Origin of the sequence: Sulfitobacter noctilucicola (genome assembly GCF_000622385.1) — a bacterium.
Classification (GTDB): Bacteria; Pseudomonadota; Alphaproteobacteria; order Rhodobacterales; family Rhodobacteraceae; genus Sulfitobacter; species Sulfitobacter noctilucicola.
On record NZ_JASD01000005.1, the window covers coordinates 40,386 to 56,353 of the forward strand.

Annotated in this window: 15 protein-coding genes; 6 read left to right on the forward strand and 9 right to left on the reverse strand. The window is 56.9% G+C overall.

Annotated features, from left to right (window positions below):
* Positions 1-11: 11 nt before the first annotated feature.
* Entirely contained in the window at positions 12-1,778 is a 1,767-nt protein-coding gene (locus tag Z946_RS20315; RefSeq protein WP_037968999.1) for an FkbM family methyltransferase, read from the reverse strand.
* Positions 1,779-1,962: 184 nt separating this feature from the next.
* Here Z946_RS20315 and Z946_RS0101355 point away from each other — a divergent pair, with 184 nt between their 5' ends.
* Together Z946_RS0101355 and Z946_RS0101360 are read left to right on the forward strand one after the other, a co-directional pair.
* Positions 1,963-2,346: an NADH:ubiquinone oxidoreductase subunit NDUFA12 gene (locus Z946_RS0101355; RefSeq protein ID WP_025053952.1), complete on the forward strand. Its 384-nt coding sequence runs from the start codon at positions 1,963-1,965 to the stop codon at positions 2,344-2,346.
* Positions 2,347-2,372: 26 nt separating this feature from the next.
* Positions 2,373-2,738 (forward strand): DUF2155 domain-containing protein, encoded by a 366-nt coding sequence (locus Z946_RS0101360; RefSeq protein ID WP_025053953.1) that lies wholly within the window; start codon positions 2,373-2,375, stop codon positions 2,736-2,738.
* Here the strand turns inward: Z946_RS0101360 and aat are convergent.
* The 8 genes from aat to Z946_RS0101400 all read right to left on the reverse strand — a co-directional run bounded on the left by aat (position 2,702) and on the right by Z946_RS0101400 (position 10,697).
* Positions 2,702-3,337: a leucyl/phenylalanyl-tRNA--protein transferase gene (gene aat, locus Z946_RS0101365; RefSeq protein WP_025053954.1), complete on the reverse strand. Its 636-nt coding sequence runs from the start codon at positions 3,335-3,337 to the stop codon at positions 2,702-2,704. The two genes, Z946_RS0101360 and aat, sit on opposite strands and share 37 nt — an antisense overlap.
* Before the next feature lie 6 nt (positions 3,338-3,343).
* Entirely contained in the window at positions 3,344-4,696 is a 1,353-nt protein-coding gene (gene accC, locus Z946_RS0101370; RefSeq protein ID WP_025053955.1) for an acetyl-CoA carboxylase biotin carboxylase subunit, read from the reverse strand.
* Positions 4,697-4,707: 11 nt separating this feature from the next.
* On the reverse strand, positions 4,708-5,208 hold the full coding sequence (accB, locus tag Z946_RS0101375) for an acetyl-CoA carboxylase biotin carboxyl carrier protein (protein WP_025053956.1): 501 nt from the start codon (positions 5,206-5,208) through the stop codon (positions 4,708-4,710).
* Between the two features lie 213 nt (positions 5,209-5,421).
* Positions 5,422-6,174: an ABC transporter ATP-binding protein gene (locus Z946_RS0101380; RefSeq protein ID WP_025053957.1), complete on the reverse strand. Its 753-nt coding sequence runs from the start codon at positions 6,172-6,174 to the stop codon at positions 5,422-5,424.
* A gap of 37 nt (positions 6,175-6,211) precedes the next feature.
* On the reverse strand, positions 6,212-6,976 hold the full coding sequence (locus tag Z946_RS0101385) for an ABC transporter ATP-binding protein (protein ID WP_025053958.1): 765 nt from the start codon (positions 6,974-6,976) through the stop codon (positions 6,212-6,214).
* 9 nt (positions 6,977-6,985) lie between these two features.
* Positions 6,986-8,206, reverse strand: coding sequence for a branched-chain amino acid ABC transporter permease (locus Z946_RS0101390; RefSeq protein ID WP_025053959.1), 1,221 nt, complete (start codon positions 8,204-8,206; stop codon positions 6,986-6,988).
* 3 nt (positions 8,207-8,209) lie between these two features.
* Entirely contained in the window at positions 8,210-9,238 is a 1,029-nt protein-coding gene (locus tag Z946_RS0101395; protein ID WP_025053960.1) for a branched-chain amino acid ABC transporter permease, read from the reverse strand.
* Between the two features lie 112 nt (positions 9,239-9,350).
* Entirely contained in the window at positions 9,351-10,697 is a 1,347-nt protein-coding gene (locus Z946_RS0101400) for a substrate-binding protein (RefSeq protein WP_025053961.1), read from the reverse strand.
* Positions 10,698-10,923: 226 nt separating this feature from the next.
* On the opposite strand from Z946_RS0101400, the gene Z946_RS0101405 reads away from it, so the two are divergent.
* The 4 genes from Z946_RS0101405 (at position 10,924) to Z946_RS0101420 (ending at position 15,795) form a co-directional block, all read left to right on the forward strand.
* Complete coding sequence (locus Z946_RS0101405) at positions 10,924-12,219, forward strand: helix-turn-helix domain-containing protein (RefSeq protein WP_025053962.1); 1,296 nt, start codon at positions 10,924-10,926, stop codon at positions 12,217-12,219.
* 114 nt (positions 12,220-12,333) lie between these two features.
* The gene (locus tag Z946_RS0101410; RefSeq protein WP_025053963.1) at positions 12,334-12,699 is read left to right on the forward strand and encodes a response regulator transcription factor; all 366 of its coding nucleotides are present in this window, start codon (positions 12,334-12,336) and stop codon (positions 12,697-12,699) included.
* Between the two features lie 76 nt (positions 12,700-12,775).
* On the forward strand, positions 12,776-13,069 hold the full coding sequence (locus tag Z946_RS0101415; RefSeq protein WP_037969008.1) for a hypothetical protein: 294 nt from the start codon (positions 12,776-12,778) through the stop codon (positions 13,067-13,069).
* The gene (locus Z946_RS0101420; RefSeq protein WP_025053965.1) at positions 13,069-15,795 is read left to right on the forward strand and encodes a sensor histidine kinase; all 2,727 of its coding nucleotides are present in this window, start codon (positions 13,069-13,071) and stop codon (positions 15,793-15,795) included. The genes Z946_RS0101415 and Z946_RS0101420 overlap by 1 nt, the downstream gene beginning before the upstream one ends.
* The last annotated feature ends 173 nt before the right edge of the window (positions 15,796-15,968 follow it).

Consider the following 15,968-nt stretch of genomic DNA (forward strand, 5'->3'; position numbering starts at 1 on the left):
GGATTAGCCGCTTATGCGACTTCCTCAAACCGGTCCCCGAGGCGTTTTTGCACTTCTTCCGGTTCCAGCGATATCCAGGTACTGCCGCTTTCTGAAATGAACCCGCCGCTGGCAAGTTCCGATTGCAGGGCGGGCATGTCCAGCTCTCCCATCCAGTGTCGTGGTTTGGAGGGGCCGCGTGGCTTCCATGAACGGATCAGCTGCGTGACGGTTGTTGGTTTCTTGCCGGTGAAGGATTCCAGATGAACTTCGAGATTGCGTGTCGCACCTGAGGGGCGGCGCACAACGAGGGCGACATCCGCTTCGGGATCGGCGACCAATGCGACCATATGCAAGGCAGACCCTTCAGCCGCAATGATTTTGCGGGCCGCTTTGTAGGTGGCAATCTGGTGACGGATATCGTGTTTCTCGGGGTGGTATATCGTGTAACCATCTGATTTCAGATATTCTTCCAGTTCGCGTTCACCAATGAGATTTCCGCGACCTGCCGGAAGATCACTGCGGCTGATATAGACCTTTTCGCTGCCCTCCGGTGCGACCCCATGGGCGAAATTCTTGGCGAAAGCGCTGCGAAATGCATCGGTGCCGGGCGTCATGGCACCAAGCCCGAAGCCTTGGCCGGGCACAATCAAGCGCTCAACTTTTTCAGGTTCTGCCAGACACACAACAGGGATGTCACGGCCCATCAGGTTAACGAATTCCTGTTGGTAGCCGAGCACTTCACTGCCATTGCGCGGTCGTTTCGGGACAAAAATCACCCCGTCGATAGGAGTGTCGATCTGGTCCAAAGCCCACAGACGCGCAGCGCTTTCGACCAGAAAATGCCCGAAGTGCATCCAGAGCACGCCGCCCCAAAGCCATGTTCCCTTGCGCTCGGCAAGCTCTCCTTCAGGCATGGGGGGCTGGGTTGTGAGCGCCCTTCCATTACGCCAGAGTGCGCCCGATGGCTTGTAATGCCCGTCCGCAGTAAGAACCCCGGCTTTCTGAACAAAACCTTGCTCGCTTGGCGGTACCACGATGGCGTTCTCGACCGTGTCGATTTCCGTGCTCCAGCCGCCGTCCGGCAATGGGGGGCGCAGTCCGGCATCATGTACACAAGTCCACACAAGACGTGTGGATTGACCTTCCACTTTGCCAAAGCCCGCGTTTTCAAGAATGGATTTGCATTCTTGCATGCCCGCTCTGCCGTAGGCTTCGGGGTGGAATTCGACAACTATCGCCCGAATACCCTCAAGATTGGCATGGCGTAAAAACTCAAGCTCGCCCCCTTCGATATCCATGAGTAGAACATCGGGGGCAAAGTCAGCGTGTAATTTGGTGTAATCCGCGGTGGGGACGTCCACACGTGTGGTGGCGCGACTGTCAGAATCAATGAGCGACGATCCAAGGTAGGAATTGCGGATATGGAACGGCAATGTCTTTGGGGCATCCGGTGCGCTGATCAGAACCTCGTTTCGGACCTCGATCTTCGTTCCCAGACGGTTCAATCTATAGAGCGCCGTGATGTGTTCGATCAGGCCGGGGTTGGCTTCAAATGACATGACCTTTGAAGGTTTTGCGTTCTTGGCCACGACTGCGCCGACCAATCCGATGCCGGCACCCAGTTCCAGTACCTTGTCGCCCTTGCGCACGACGTCGAGCGCCCCTGCAATTTCTTGCCCCTCATAGCGCGCTGCATTGATGCGTTCGATTCTCATCGGATTGAGCATCGGGCTGTCGGGCACTTTTACACCATGGCATTCGGCAACATGTGTCTTCTTTTTTGCAGCAGTGGCCATCGTGATTGTCTCCGTTTTTGCAACAATACGCGCGGCGGTGCCTATCTTCCAATAGATTTGCTCTTGGTGTCTCTTCGTCGGGTGCTGCACGAGTCTTTGCCGCAACACCCATGCGGCGTATGGATTGGCTGGACGCGCACCGCGGCTTGGTGCATAAGCAGATCAACACAGCGCGGAGAGTATCATGGGCATTTTGAATACAGTTTTCAGAGGTTTGACATGGTGGAACCGCGCCACCCTGAACACGCAGTTCTTCACGTGGCGCAAAGGCACCAAAGTGGGTGAAGACGATCAGGGTAATGTCTATTACCGCAACGCAGACAACACGCGCCGCTGGGTGATGTTCAACGGTGATATGGAAGCCAGCAGGGTCAGCCCCGACTGGCACGGCTGGCTGCACCACACATGGGATGAGCCACCCACAGACAAACCTTTGGCGCACAAGGTTTGGGAAAAGCCGCATACTGAAAATTTGACCGGCACAATGCTGGCCTATGCGCCTGCGGGTTCGATCCGTCAGGAAAAGCCGAAAGACCGCTCTGATTACGAGGCGTGGAGCCCAGAGTGATCGGGCCGTTCTAGCAGGATAGACCTATGTGGAAGTCATTGACGTTGATCGGTTTTTTAGCCGCCGCTGTCGCTGTACCTGCCTACGCGCAAAATGTGACAAGCGCTACGGGTGGTGTTCTGCGTGCGCTTGATAAAACGTCCGGTCAGACCGCCGATATCGAAATCAGAAGCGGTCAGGCGGTAAGCCATGGGTTGCTTGAAATCGTGATGACCGATTGCCGGTATCCCGCTGGCAACCCTTCCGGCAATGCATATGCTGCGCTGGAAATTTCAGAGCGCGGCAAGCCGGGCGTCGTGTTTTCAGGGTGGATGATCGCATCCGCGCCAGCACTTTCGGCGATGGAACATCCACGCTACGACGTTTGGGTCATCCGCTGCACAACATCATAAAGTGTCGCGACCGGGCCTTGAGTGAACAGGGCCGCTGTTTGTTGCGCCTTTTGCAAACGCGCTTGATAGGTCCGTCTGGGAATTTCGATTGCCCCCAATGATGCGAGATGGGTCGTCAGGAACTGTGTATCAAATAGCGTGAAGCCTGTGTGGTTCAGCCGGTCAACCAGTGCGGCAAGCGCCATTTTGGATGCGTTGGTACGTCGCGAGAACATGCTTTCTCCAAAAAAAGCACTGCCCAATGTTACTCCGTAGACCCCGCCGACAAGATCGTCTTGATCCCAGATTTCCAATGAATGGGCGTGACCAATATCGTGCAGCGCGCTGTATAGCCCTGCAATTTCGTCATTGATCCATGTGTCTGCACGATCTGCGCAGGCAGCAACAACATCGTCAAAAACGGTGTTAATCTTGACGTCGAATGGGGTGCGCCGCATCGCCTTGGCCAAAGAACGCGAGAGGTGAAAGCCGTCGAGTGGCATAATGCCACGCCGCTCCGGATCGACCCAGAAAATCTCCGGGTCGTCCCTATGTTCGGCCATCGGGAAAATTCCGATACGGTATCCGTGGAGCAGCAGTTCCGGCGTCAGTTCAGACATTGCCGGTCAGGCATCGGCACTGAGGTTTTCCAGCCAATGTTCCAGCCAGTGGATGTTGTATTCGCCGGTGTGGATGTCTTTTTCCTGCAACAGCGCATCAAACAACGGGATCGTCGTATCGACCCCATCCACAATCAGCTCACCTAAAGCGCGGTTGAGACGTGCCAACGCCTCTGGCCGATCACGACCATGCACGATCAGCTTGCCGATCAGGCTGTCGTAATAAGGCGGAATGCTATAGCCGTCATAAAGTGCGCTATCCATCCGCACGCCCAGACCACCGGGCGCATGGTACTGCGTGATCCGGCCGGGGCAGGGGCTGAAGTTCGGCAGCTTCTCCGCGTTGATGCGCACTTCGATGGCATGGCCGTTGATGTGCAAATCTTCTTGCACAAAGGACATATCCATACCGGAAGCGACACGTATCTGTTCTCGCACCAGATCGACACCAAAGATGGCCTCGGTCACAGGGTGTTCAACCTGCAGGCGTGTATTCATCTCGATGAAATAGAACTCGCCGTCTTCGTACAGAAACTCGATTGTGCCGGCGCCGATATAGTTGATGTCCGCCATGGCATCCGCGCAGACCTTACCGATGCGCGCACGCTCTTCCGCGGTGATCGCGGGGCCGGGGGCTTCTTCGAAAACTTTCTGATGGCGGCGCTGGAGCGAGCAATCACGCTCGCCCAAATGCACGGCGCGGCCTTTACCGTCGCCAAAGACCTGGATCTCGATATGGCGCGGCGTGGTGAGGTACTTCTCGATATAGACTTCGTCATTGCCAAAGTTGGACTGGCCTTCGGCACGCGCTGTCTGGAATGCACGCTCCATGTCTGCGGCGGTTTGTGCCACTTTCATGCCCTTGCCGCCACCGCCTGCGGTCGCTTTGATGATAACGGGATAGCCCATTTCCTCACCCAAGGCGCGTGCGTCTGCAAGATTTGCCACGCCACCGTCGGAGCCGGGGACACAAGGGACACCCAATTTGCGCATCGTTTCTTTGGCTGTGATTTTGTCGCCCATGACACGGATATGCTCCGCTGTCGGGCCGATAAACGTCAGGCCATGATCTTCGATCACCTGAACAAAGGCGGCGTTCTCGGACAGAAAGCCATAGCCGGGGTGGATTGCTTCGGCCCCTGTGATCTCGCATGCGGCGATGATGGAAGGGATCGAAAGGTAGGACTGCGCAGAAGAAGGCGGGCCGACGCAAACGGATTCGTCAGCCATGCGCACGTGCATTGCGTCGCTGTCAGCTGTGGAATGAACCGCCACTGAGGCGATGCCCATTTCGCGCGCGGCGCGGATCACGCGCAACGCGATTTCACCACGGTTGGCGACAAGGATTTTGTTGAACATGGGCGTGCGCCTTATTCGATGATTACAAGCGGGGCGCCGAATTCAACCGCATCGCCGTCGCCAACCATGATCCGCGCAATCTTGCCTGCGCGGGGGGCGGGGATGTGGTTCATTGTCTTCATCGCTTCGACAATGAGCAATGTATCGCCTTCGGCAACGGTGGCACCAACGGTAATGAAGGCCGGGGCACCGGGTTCGCCCTGCATATAGACTGTTCCGACCATTGGTGAAGTGACAGCACCGGGGTGGCTTGCAGGGTCTGCAGCACCTTCGCTCGCGGAAGCAGGTGTCGCGGCGACCGGAGCGGCAATTGCTGCCGGTGCGGCAGGAGCCGCCATCTGGGCAGGAGCGGCCATAACCTGTTGTGGCGGTTTGCGGCTGACACGCACGTTCAGACTGTCGTCTTCGGCGTAGTCCCGCTTGACCTGCAACTCGGTCAGATCGTTTTCATTCAAAAGCTCGGCCAATGCCCGAATAAACGCGACATCTGCGTCATGGGTGTTTTTTGTCATATTATCCTCGACAGGTCCCTATGCGGCGCGTGAAAATGCCGCAACGTTTTTAATGCTTATAGGCTAAGGGACATGGCATGAAAACCCGCCACTTTGCAGGGGAAAGTCGTGCAGAGTGGATCAGGGAAAGCGCAAGCCGGCGGCAGATGCCGGAATCGTCGGAGATAACGCGCGACTTGTCCTTCAAGTCGCGCGTTTTCATAGGATTATAGATTAGATCGCGAGGTATTCGGCGCGCAGTGCTTCGTTCTCGAGGACTTCCTGTGCGGTGCCGTCAAAGACGATTCCACCAGTGTCGAGGATCACAGCACGATCCGCCAGTTGCAGCGCCCGAACCGCGTTCTGCTCGACCAGAATGGTCGTGATGCCCTGTTCCTTGATGATACCAAGGGTTTTTTCGATCTCGTCCACGATGACAGGCGCAAGCCCTTCGTACGGCTCATCCAGCAAAAGAACTTTGATGTCGCGGGCAAGTGCACGCGCGATGGCAAGCATTTGCTGTTCGCCGCCGGATAGGGTCGTGCCTTCCTGGCTTTTGCGTTCACCAAGACGTGGGAACAGATCATAGAGGCGTTCCAGTGACCAACCTACAGGTGGTGCGATCTGGGCAAGTTTCAGGTTTTCCTCGACTGTCAGTCCGGGGATGATGCGACGGTCTTCGGGGACAAGACCCAAGCCCGCAGCTGATGCCTCGTGAGACTTCATTTTGTGCAGCGGTTGATGGTCGAGCCAGATCTCGCCCTTGTGCACTTCGGGGGAAGACAGGCGGGCGATGGCCCGCAGGGTGGAGGTTTTGCCAGCTCCGTTTCGTCCCAGAAGCGCGAGGATCTCGCCTTCGTGCACATTAAAGCTGATGCCTTGGACGATGTAGCTCTCGCCATAGTAGGCTTCGAGATCCCAGACCGAGAGATAGGCCGGAGCGGTGGCTGCGTGGTTTGCGTTTTTCTCAAGCGTTTGCGTGTTCATGTCGAATATCCTTTGCAAGGGCAGGGGACGCGGGCGGTTATGCCGCGTCCTGTGTTTCGCCAAGATAGGCTTCGCGCACTTTCGGGTGCCCTTTGATGTTGTCTGGCGTGTCTTCGACCAGCGGCGTCCCCTGAGCCAGCACAGTGATCCGTTCAGCCAGCGAGAAAACAACATGCATGTCGTGTTCGATGATGGCGATGGTGATGTCGCGCTCTTCCTTGATCTGTTTCAACAGATCGATGGTGTTGTTGGTGTCAGCACGTGCCATCCCCGCTGTCGGCTCGTCCAGCAACAAAAGCCGTGGATCCTGCGCCAGGCACATCGCGATTTCGAGACGGCGCTTGTCGCCCCGCGACATGGATGCCGCGTGCATCTCGCGCTTGTCGATCAGCTTCATGTCTTCCAGCATATGCTCTGCTTTTTCGATGACGTCGCGTTGGCTGCCCACCGAGGCAACCGCGTTCATCTCGAACGATCCGTCGCGTTTTGCAAAGCATGGGATCATCATGTTTTCCATCACATTCAGATCGCCGAAGATCTCAGGTGTCTGGAAAACGCGGGAGATGCCCATCTGGTTGATCTCGTATGGTTTGCGCCCCAGCACGGATTGGCCCGCGAACATCACGGAACCCGTATCGGGGATCAGTTTACCAACCAGACAGTTCAGCAAGGTGGACTTGCCGGCACCGTTTGGCCCGATGATCGCGTGGACGGAATTTTCCGCAACGCTCAGGTTCACATTACCAAGGGCCTGCAGACCACCAAAGCGCTTGTTTACGTTTTTGATTTCGAGAATAGCCATGACAGCCTCCTATTCCGCTGGTGTTTTGCTGGCATCAGGCGAGTCGTCCTGAGGCTGTTGGCGCTTGAACATCTTGCCGATGCGCTGACCGCCTTCGACCAAGCCGCCAGGCAGGAAGATCACAACCAGCATGAACAGCAGACCAAGCGTCAGGTGCCATCCCTTGCCCACGAAGGGGTGAATGATCGCGACCATCATGTCCTCGATGCCATCGGGCATGAACGAGAACCAGCTGTGCAGGACGTTATCGTTGATCTTGGCAAAGATGTTTTCAAAGTACTTGATGAAACCTGCACCAAGAACCGGACCGATCAGGGTCCCCGCACCGCCGAGAATGGTCATCAAAACCACCTCGCCCGAAGCTGTCCACTGCATCCGCTCGGCACCGGCAAGCGGGTCCATGGAGGCCATCAGACCGCCTGCCAGACCGGCATACATGCCGGAGATGACAAAAACGGCCAGTGTGTAGGGGCGCTTGTTCAGGCCGGTGTAGTTCATTCGCTGCTGGTTGGACTTAACCGCACGCAGCATCAGACCGAAAGGCGACCGGAAGATACGGATGGCAAGGTAGAAGGACAGCAGCATCAGGACGGCACAGACGTAGTAGCCGAAGGAGAAGGTAAAGAGCCAGCCTCCGACCTCAAGCTCGGCCACGGAACGCATGTCCATGCCAAAGAGGTTCGTCAGCGGGATCGATCCGTCAGGGGTTGCCGATACTCCGAGGATGCGGGGATCATCGAGTGCCAGTTGCAGACCTGTTTCGCCGTTGGTGATCGGTGTGCCCACGAAGCGGCCAATCAGATCGGAATAGGCAATCGCGAACATCATCTGGGCAAAGGCGAGCGTCAGGATCGAAAAGTAGATGCCCGACCGCCGCAGGCTGATGAACCCGATAACGAGTGCAAAAAGCCCCGCCACGATGATCGACAACAAGATCGCGGGAATGATGTTCATGCTCAGCAGTTTGAACATCCAGACCGCACCGTAAGAGCCGAGCCCGAGAAAGGCTGCGTGGCCAAAGCTGAGGTAGCCGGTCAGGCCGAACAGGAGGTTAAATCCGATCGCAAAGATACCGAAGATGACAAAGCGTTGCATCAGGTCGGGATAGCCCGCGTTAAACTGTGCCATCGCGCTGTCGACCGGAAAGGGGTTCAACAGGAAAGGCGCTGCCATGGCAAGAAATGCGACAAAGATCAGCAGGCGGGTGTCGTTCTTTTGAAGTCCGAACATGATTTATTCCTCCATCACGCCTTTGCGACCCATGAGGCCACGTGGACGTGTCAGCAAGATGATAATGGCGACCACATAGATGATGATCTGGTCGATACCGGGCAGGATGTTCTTGACCTCGTTCATGGAGGCAAGGCTTTCGAGGATACCGAGCATGAAGCCCGCAAGTACCGCACCGGGAAGCGATCCCATGCCACCCACAACAACAACCACAAAGCTGAGAACGAGGAAGTCCATGCCCATATGGTAATTGGGAGAGTTGATCGGAGCGTACATCACACCGGCCAGACCGGCGACGGCGGCGGCGATACCGAACATAATGGTAAAGCGGCGGTCGATGTCGATGCCCAGAAGGCCGACGGTCTCGCGGTCTGCCATACCGGCGCGAACAACCATCCCGAAGGTGGTGAATTGCAGGAAGGCAAACACAGCACCGATAATCAGCGCGGAAAACCCGAAGTAGACAAGTCGCCAGTAGGGGTAGGCCAGCGATGTATCGAGGCCGAGAAGCGGGCCGAAGTCAAAGCTGCCGACAAAGGCGGAGGGTGCGGGCGTCGGGATCGGGTTCGCACCATAGAAGTACTTGATTACCTCCTGCAGAACGATCGCCAGACCGAAAGTCACAAGGATCTGATCGGCATGGGGGCGCTTGTAGAAGTGTTTGATCAGACCACGTTCCATGATGAAACCGATCAACAGCATGACGGGGATTGCCAGCAGGATTGCCAGCGGCACGGCCCAGTCAATGATGGCACCGCCCACCTCGGGGCCGAACCAGTTCTCTACATAAGGCGTTTTGATCTTGAGCGGGTTGCCCAGAAAATCCTTCTCCGTCTCGGACAGCGTCTCGGAGCTGAGTGTGAGGATGCGCTGCAAGGTGACAGAGCAGAACGCACCGATCATGAACAGCGCACCGTGTGCGAAGTTCACAACACCGAGCGTGCCGAAAATAAGGGTCAGACCAAGGGCGATCAACGCATATGCGGAGCCTTTGTCCAGACCGTTCAAGAATTGAAGAAGTATTGCGTCCATGGTCCCCACCTCGATGCACTACGCCTGTTGCCGGACCGCCATCGGTCCCGCACAGGCTATGGGATGGGGCGCACCGTTATGGTGCGCCCTGATATTATAGAAAGGTTTTCGCTTACGCGCCGGGGTTACATGAACCCAGCTGGCCGCCAGCAAACATTGGGTGATCAGGCGCGTACTCGACCTGAGCACGTGGTGTCACTTCAACGATTTCCAGTGTGTCGTATTCGTTTGACGGGTTCTCTTTACCCTTCATAACAAGCACGTCTTTGAAGCACTGGTGGTCATCGCCACGGTACAGAACCGGACCGTTGCCCAAGCCGTCGAACTCGAAATCTTCCAGAGCTTCGACAACACCACATGGGTTGAATGTGCCCGCACGCTCGACAGCATCCGCATACAGCAGCGTCTGAACATAGCATGTGTGCGCAGAGTTGGACGGTGGACGGCCATACTTTTCACCGAAGGATTTAACGAAGGCTTTGGAGCCTTCATCCTGCAGCTGCCAGTTCCAGTTCATGGAGCCGATAACGCCTTCAACGTTTTTACCCGCACCCGCAGCCATCAGCTCGGAGTAGAGGGGAACAACGATTTCGAACTTCTTGCCGTTCACTTCTTTGTTCAGCAGGTCGAACTGGACCGCGTTTGTCAAAGAGTTGACCATGTTTCCGCCGTAGTGGTTCAGAACCAGAACGTCGGCACCGGAGTTCAGCACTGGTGCGATATAGGAAGAGAAGTCCGTGGACGCGAGTGGCGTCAGCACGTTGTTCACTGTTTCCCAGCCCATGGCTTCGGTTGCCGCGGCAATCGATTCCTGCTGTGTCCAGCCCCATGTGTAGTCGGCTGTCAGGTGGTATGCCTTACGGTCGGAACCATAAGCGTTGTTCAGAACGGGTGCGAGAGCAGCCGCTGACATGTAACCGTTAAAGAAGTGACGGAAGCCGTTGGCTTTCTTGTCCTTACCGGTTGTATCGTTGGAGTGTGTGAGGCCCGCCATAAAGATGACGCCGGCTTCTTGGCACAGGCCCTGAACCGCAACAGCCACACCCGAGGATGAGCCACCGTTGATCATGACAGCGCCGTCTTTTTCGATCATCGCTTTTGCGGATGCCCGTGCAGCGTCTGACTTGGTCTGTGTGTCGCCTGTAACGAACTCGACCTTTTTGCCCAGAATACCGTTACCCTTCAGCGCTTTCGAGCTGAACGTATTCATCATTCCGCCGTCGCCTTCGCCGTTCAGGTGCTGGACTGCCAGCTCCTGCGCGCGCAGCTCGTCAAGACCTTCTTCGGCGTATGGGCCGGTCTGGGGTACGTTGAAACCCAGCGTTACAGTTGAGCCTGTCGGTGCGTTGGTGAAGCCAGAGTGGCCATCGGCACGCAGGTACGTCGGCAGCGCAAGACCGGCGCTGGCAACAGCACCCGTTTTGATCAGACCGCGACGTGTCGGATTTGAAAATGACATGAAGTCCTCCCGGTTGGTAAATTCGCCTGGCCGTTCCTCTCGGCCATGACAACACAAGTGTGCAAAGCCACTATGAGTTGATTCCAGAAAACCGATCAATAAGTCCCTTGATCTTCACAATTATTCTGTAAAGATATTCGCAAGGCTCTTTGCAAAGGTGTAAATAAGATGATGTTGCGGTGCAGAAACGCATTGAAATTGCCCGACTTTGTAAGGTTTGGTTGACATGACGCGCGACGCACTGACGGGCAGCCGCATCCGTGAAAAGCGGGTGATGGCCGGGCTCAAGCAGGCCGATCTGGCCCGCAATATCGGAATCTCCGCAAGCTATCTCAATTTGATCGAGCACAACCGTCGCAAGATCGGGGGGAAGTTGCTGCTCAATATCGCTCAGGCTTTGGGTGTTGAGACGCAGGCACTGACGGAAGGTGCAGAAGCCGCATTGATCGCCAGCCTGCGCGAAGCGGCTGACGAAGCCGGATTAAGTGCCGCCGAAGCGGCCCGCGCCGACGAATTTGCAGGGCGCTTTCCGGGGTGGGCAGATGTCGTGGCAGGCACCCGCAAACGGGTCGAAGCGCTGGAGCGCACAGTTGAGGCATTGACCGACCGTCTGGCCCATGACCCGCATCTTGCCGCATCTATGCACGAGCTGTTGTCAACAGCGGCGGCGATCCGGTCAACGGCGTCGATCCTTGCGGAAACCAAAACATTGCAGCCAGAATGGCGCGACCGCTTCCATGCCAATATTCACGAAGACAGCAGACGCCTGTCAGACAGTGCCGGTGCTATCGTCACCTATCTGGAAGCGGACGGGGAAGCTGCCGATGCGGCGAGTTCTCCGCAAGAAGAAGTCGAGAAATTTCTGACTGCGCAGGAATTCAGCTTTCCGATGCTTGAGTTGGGCACCCCGAAGGCAGACCAGATCGCGCGCGTTGTTGATGCCGCACCAGAACTGAAATCGCAGGCTGCGAAATACATCGCGACAAACGTTCTGCAACAGGTAGCTGGTGATGCTGCCGTGCTCAAGCTGGCCGAACTCCGGTCTGCAATCAATGAGGCAGGCACCGACCCCTTGGCGCTTGCGCGTATTCTGCGCCTCGGCGTGCCCTGCATTCTGCGGCGACTGGCGGCTTTGCCTGAACTGGGTGCGGGGCTGGTCGTCTGTGATCGCTCCGGCACGGTCATTTTTCGCAAATCCATCGAAGGTTTCACAGTGCCGCGTCATGGATCGGGCTGTCCGCTTTGGCCACTGTTTGCGGCACTTGGCGATCCCGGCACAGTGCTAAAAACCCGGATTAGCCAGTCAAGCGGTGGCGATCTGGCGTTCGACAGTTTTGCGGCCTGCGAAACGCTCACCACACCGCAGTATAACGCGCGGCCATTGGTGCAGGGGGTGATGCTGTTGCTGCCTGCTGCTGCGGGGTCGGGGCAGGGCCTTGAGGTGGGATCAACCTGTAGGGTCTGCGCACAAAGAGAATGTCGCGCCCGTCGCGAGCCGTCAGTGCTTGGCGTCGGGGTCTGAGGCAGCTTGTCCTTTTGACACCGGCAGGCGTTCCGGTGCATCCTTGGTTTAATGTGTGACCTGCCGCGTCAGATGGCGGGCACGCAGATTACCAATGGGGGAGGACAGCCGCTCATGACAAAACATGTCGTGCTGGTGGAGGACGAGGTCAATATTGCGGAGGCCATCCGCTTTTTGCTCTCAAACGAAGGCTGGCGGGTCGAAACGCTGGCAAACGGGGGCAGTGCTTATGATGTCATTCGGAACGCCGTGCCTGATCTTGTTATTCTTGACGTGATGTTGCCGGGCAAAAGCGGATTCGAGATCCTGCATGATCTGCGCAGCGACGCGGCGTTTGAGGCGTTGCCGGTTCTGATGCTGACCGCACGCGGTCATGCCCGCGACCGCGAAATGGCAGAGAAAGCAGGCGTCAGCCGTTTTATGACCAAACCTTTTTCCAATACCGAAATGCTGGACGCCGTGCGCGACCTAACCCGTTGATCAGATTTGAGTGAGGTGTTTTGATATGGCCAAAACCCCTTTACCCAACCCCGCTTCTCCACAATCGGCCAGGGCGGTGGCCCCGATAACAAAAACGCCCGTTTTTCTTGAGCGTCAAAGCTACCGGATGCGCCGGATGATGGATGCGGTGCGCTTGTTACCTTTTCTGGGTGTTGCCTTGTGGATGGTGCCGCTGATGTGGCCGCTGCCGGATGCGAACGGCGGGCAGGGCACTTCAATGAGCGTGGCACTGCGCTATATCTTCGGGGTCTGGTGCCTTTTGCCATTTTGTGCGTGGCTGCTGTGGCGGAGGACACGAAACCGCATTGTTCCAGAAAGTGGTGCGACACCGGAACCCAAAAAGCCATGATGGTAGGCCTCAACCAACTCCTATTGGTGTGCCTTGCTTACGTTGCCTTTCTGTTTCTAATTGCCTTTTTGGCGGAGCGGGCAGCGGTACAGGGGCGAGGGGCAGCTTTGCTGCGCTCACCACTGGTGTATACGCTTTCGCTTTCGATCTATTGCACAGCGTGGACGTTTTACGGGGCGGTCGGCTATGCCGCGCGGTCGGGGCTTGAGTATCTGACCATCTATTTGGGGCCTTCGCTTGTCATGATCGGCTGGTGGTGGGTACTGCGCCGGTTGGTCAGTATCGGGCGAAGCCAGCGGGTCACATCGATCGCTGATTTGATTTCCTCGCGCTACGGAAAATCAAATGTACTGGCCATCGTCGTGACTCTGATGGCCGTCATCGGTGTGACACCCTACATTGCCTTGCAACTTCAGTCGGTTGTTCTGTCGCTTTCGATCTTTGCCGTGGCTGATCTGGGGTCGACTGCCACGCCTGCTGATTTTAACCCCACCCGTGCCGCGTTTTGGGTCGCGACCGGACTTGCGCTTTTTACTGTGCTGTTCGGCACGCGGAACCTGAACGCAAACGAGCGTCATCATGGCATCGTTATCGCTGTCGCGGTTGAGGCGGTGGTGAAACTGGTCGCCTTGATGGCGGTTGGCATCTTTGTTGTATGGGGGTTGGCCGGCGGAGTAAGTGATACACTTGCCCGCATCGACGCGTCCACGATCGGGGCTTGGGATGTGCAGGGCAGCCGTTGGGCAACATTGACGTTACTCTCAGCGGCAGCGTTTCTATGTCTGCCACGTATGTTTCAGGTAATGGTGGTCGAGAATGACGACGAAAGCCACCTGCAAATCGCATCATGGGCTTTCCCTTTGTACGTGATGGCAATGAGCCTTTTTGTCATGCCGATCGCGGTCGTCGGGCTTGACCTTTTGCCCGCCGGATCAAACCCTGATCTCTTTGTGCTGACACTCCCGCTTAGTCAGAACCAGAACGGGCTTGCGATGCTGTCCTTTCTCGGCGGATTTTCGTCGGCGACTTCAATGGTGATCGTGGCGGCACTGGCACTCAGCACAATGGTTTCGAACCATATCGTCATGCCGATCTGGTTGGCTTCAAGGCAAGGCGGGGCTACGCAATCGGGCGACGTGCGCAACGTTGTGATCCTTGCGCGGCGCATGTCGATCCTTCTGATCATGGGGTTGGGGTTCTCTTACTATCGTCTGTCGGGCGGCAGCGGGGCATTGGCCGCCATTGGGACCATCAGCTTTGGCGGTGTGGCCCAGTTCCTGCCCGCGCTCGCTGGTGGGATATTCTGGCGCGGGGCTACGCGAAGTGGTGCGCTTGCTGGGTTGGCCGTCGGCTTTGCCCTTTGGCTTTTCACGATGCTGTTGCCAAGTTTCGGCATGGATACAGCACTCTCGCGATCCACGTTTGAACAAGGCCTCCTTGGCATCCATTGGTTGCGCCCCCAGGCGTTGTTCGGCATCGATGGCCTTGACCCGACAGTGCATGCTGTTCTGTGGAGCCTGTCGCTCAATACGATGGCCTTTGTTGTCACGTCGATTTTCACGTTCCCCACGCCGATGGAGCGACTGCAAGGCGCGCAGTTTGTGAACGTGATGGAGCATACCAGCCCGAACCGCGTTTGGGCGGCATCGGTTGCGGGCAGCGAAGACCTGATGATCATGACACAGCGGATTTTGGGCGCTGCGGATGCGCAGCAGTTTTTCCGCCAGGAGGCTGAGGCGCAGGGCATGGGCGGACAACTGCCAGAGCCGACGCCGGAATTCGTACAAGCCCTTGAACGCGAGCTTGCCGCGTCGGTCGGGGCAGCGACAGCACATGCGATGGTAAGCCAGATTGTCGGGGGAACCTCAGTCTCGGTGCAGGACCTGCTAGCCGTGGCTGACGAGTCCGCGCAACTTCTGGAATACTCCAGCCAGCTAGAGGAAAAATCGCGGGAGTTGTCTTTGACAGCGGCACAGCTGCGCACCGCGAACGAAAAGCTGACGCAGCTCTCGTTGCAAAAAGACGCGTTCCTGAGCCAGATCAGCCATGAGTTGCGTACACCGATGACGTCGATCAGGTCGTTTTCAGAAATATTGCGCGATGCTGAGGAAATGTCTGATGCCGACAAAACCCGCTACGCCTCGATCATTCACACCGAGACACTCAGACTTACAAGGCTGCTGAATGATTTGCTGGACCTGTCCGTTTTGGAGAACGGGCAGGTTTCATTGCACTTGAGCGAGGGAGAGTTGAATGAGGTGCTGAACCGCGCAGTAACCACTGCAGTGGCGGGCGGTGCAGCTGCCTTGCAGGTCGAGCTGCGTGGCGGCACGGAGCCTGTCGCACTTCATACCGATCTTGATCGTCTTGTTCAGGTCTTCATCAATCTGATTGGCAACGCGCAGAAATATTGCCTTGCCGAAAATCCAAAGCTTGTCATTACGACGCAGGTTACTGCGCAAGGCGTGGCGATTGATTTTGTCGACAACGGCACCGGTATTGCGGCGGATGAGCAGGGTGTGATCTTTGAGAAATTCTACCGCGTGACCGGCGCGCAGGGTGAGGGCGCGGGCCTCGGGCTGGCAATCTGTCAGGAAATTATGGTGCGGCTTGGGGGGCATATTACCTACCTGCCGGGCCGTGGCGGCGCAGCGTTCCGGGTGACGCTTCCCGTCTCGGCGCTAAGCCGGTCTGAAGCGCCACCTGTTACGTCTGAGGTTTCCTGAGACACAATCGAGCGGATCAGGAAGGCTGGCGGTCCTTCCGCACGCGCGTAGGTAATACTGATTTAACGCCTTCGTGACGGTTTGGCCGTGTATCCTAAAGGCTCTGGTAACCTCTTGTCCGCTATGTCTGAAGCCGGAGCCCGAACGAAGGGCGGCAGCAAACAGGAAATTGA

What these genes read in the sequence shown, in the direction of transcription:
- Z946_RS20315 (WP_037968999.1), bottom strand. Translation starts at nt 1,778, where the DNA reads ATGGCCACTGCTGCAAAAAAGAAGACACATGTTGCCGAATGCCATGGT.
- Z946_RS0101355 (WP_025053952.1), top strand. Translation starts at nt 1,963, where the DNA reads ATGGGCATTTTGAATACAGTTTTCAGAGGTTTGACATGGTGGAACCGC.
- Z946_RS0101360 (WP_025053953.1), top strand. Translation starts at nt 2,373, where the DNA reads ATGTGGAAGTCATTGACGTTGATCGGTTTTTTAGCCGCCGCTGTCGCT.
- aat (WP_025053954.1), bottom strand. Translation starts at nt 3,337, where the DNA reads ATGTCTGAACTGACGCCGGAACTGCTGCTCCACGGATACCGTATCGGA.
- accC (WP_025053955.1), bottom strand. Translation starts at nt 4,696, where the DNA reads ATGTTCAACAAAATCCTTGTCGCCAACCGTGGTGAAATCGCGTTGCGC.
- accB (WP_025053956.1), bottom strand. Translation starts at nt 5,208, where the DNA reads ATGACAAAAAACACCCATGACGCAGATGTCGCGTTTATTCGGGCATTG.
- Z946_RS0101380 (WP_025053957.1), bottom strand. Translation starts at nt 6,174, where the DNA reads ATGAACACGCAAACGCTTGAGAAAAACGCAAACCACGCAGCCACCGCT.
- Z946_RS0101385 (WP_025053958.1), bottom strand. Translation starts at nt 6,976, where the DNA reads ATGGCTATTCTCGAAATCAAAAACGTAAACAAGCGCTTTGGTGGTCTG.
- Z946_RS0101390 (WP_025053959.1), bottom strand. Translation starts at nt 8,206, where the DNA reads ATGTTCGGACTTCAAAAGAACGACACCCGCCTGCTGATCTTTGTCGCA.
- Z946_RS0101395 (WP_025053960.1), bottom strand. Translation starts at nt 9,238, where the DNA reads ATGGACGCAATACTTCTTCAATTCTTGAACGGTCTGGACAAAGGCTCC.
- Z946_RS0101400 (WP_025053961.1), bottom strand. Translation starts at nt 10,697, where the DNA reads ATGTCATTTTCAAATCCGACACGTCGCGGTCTGATCAAAACGGGTGCT.
- Z946_RS0101405 (WP_025053962.1), top strand. Translation starts at nt 10,924, where the DNA reads ATGACGCGCGACGCACTGACGGGCAGCCGCATCCGTGAAAAGCGGGTG.
- Z946_RS0101410 (WP_025053963.1), top strand. Translation starts at nt 12,334, where the DNA reads ATGACAAAACATGTCGTGCTGGTGGAGGACGAGGTCAATATTGCGGAG.
- Z946_RS0101420 (WP_025053965.1), top strand. Translation starts at nt 13,069, where the DNA reads ATGGTAGGCCTCAACCAACTCCTATTGGTGTGCCTTGCTTACGTTGCC.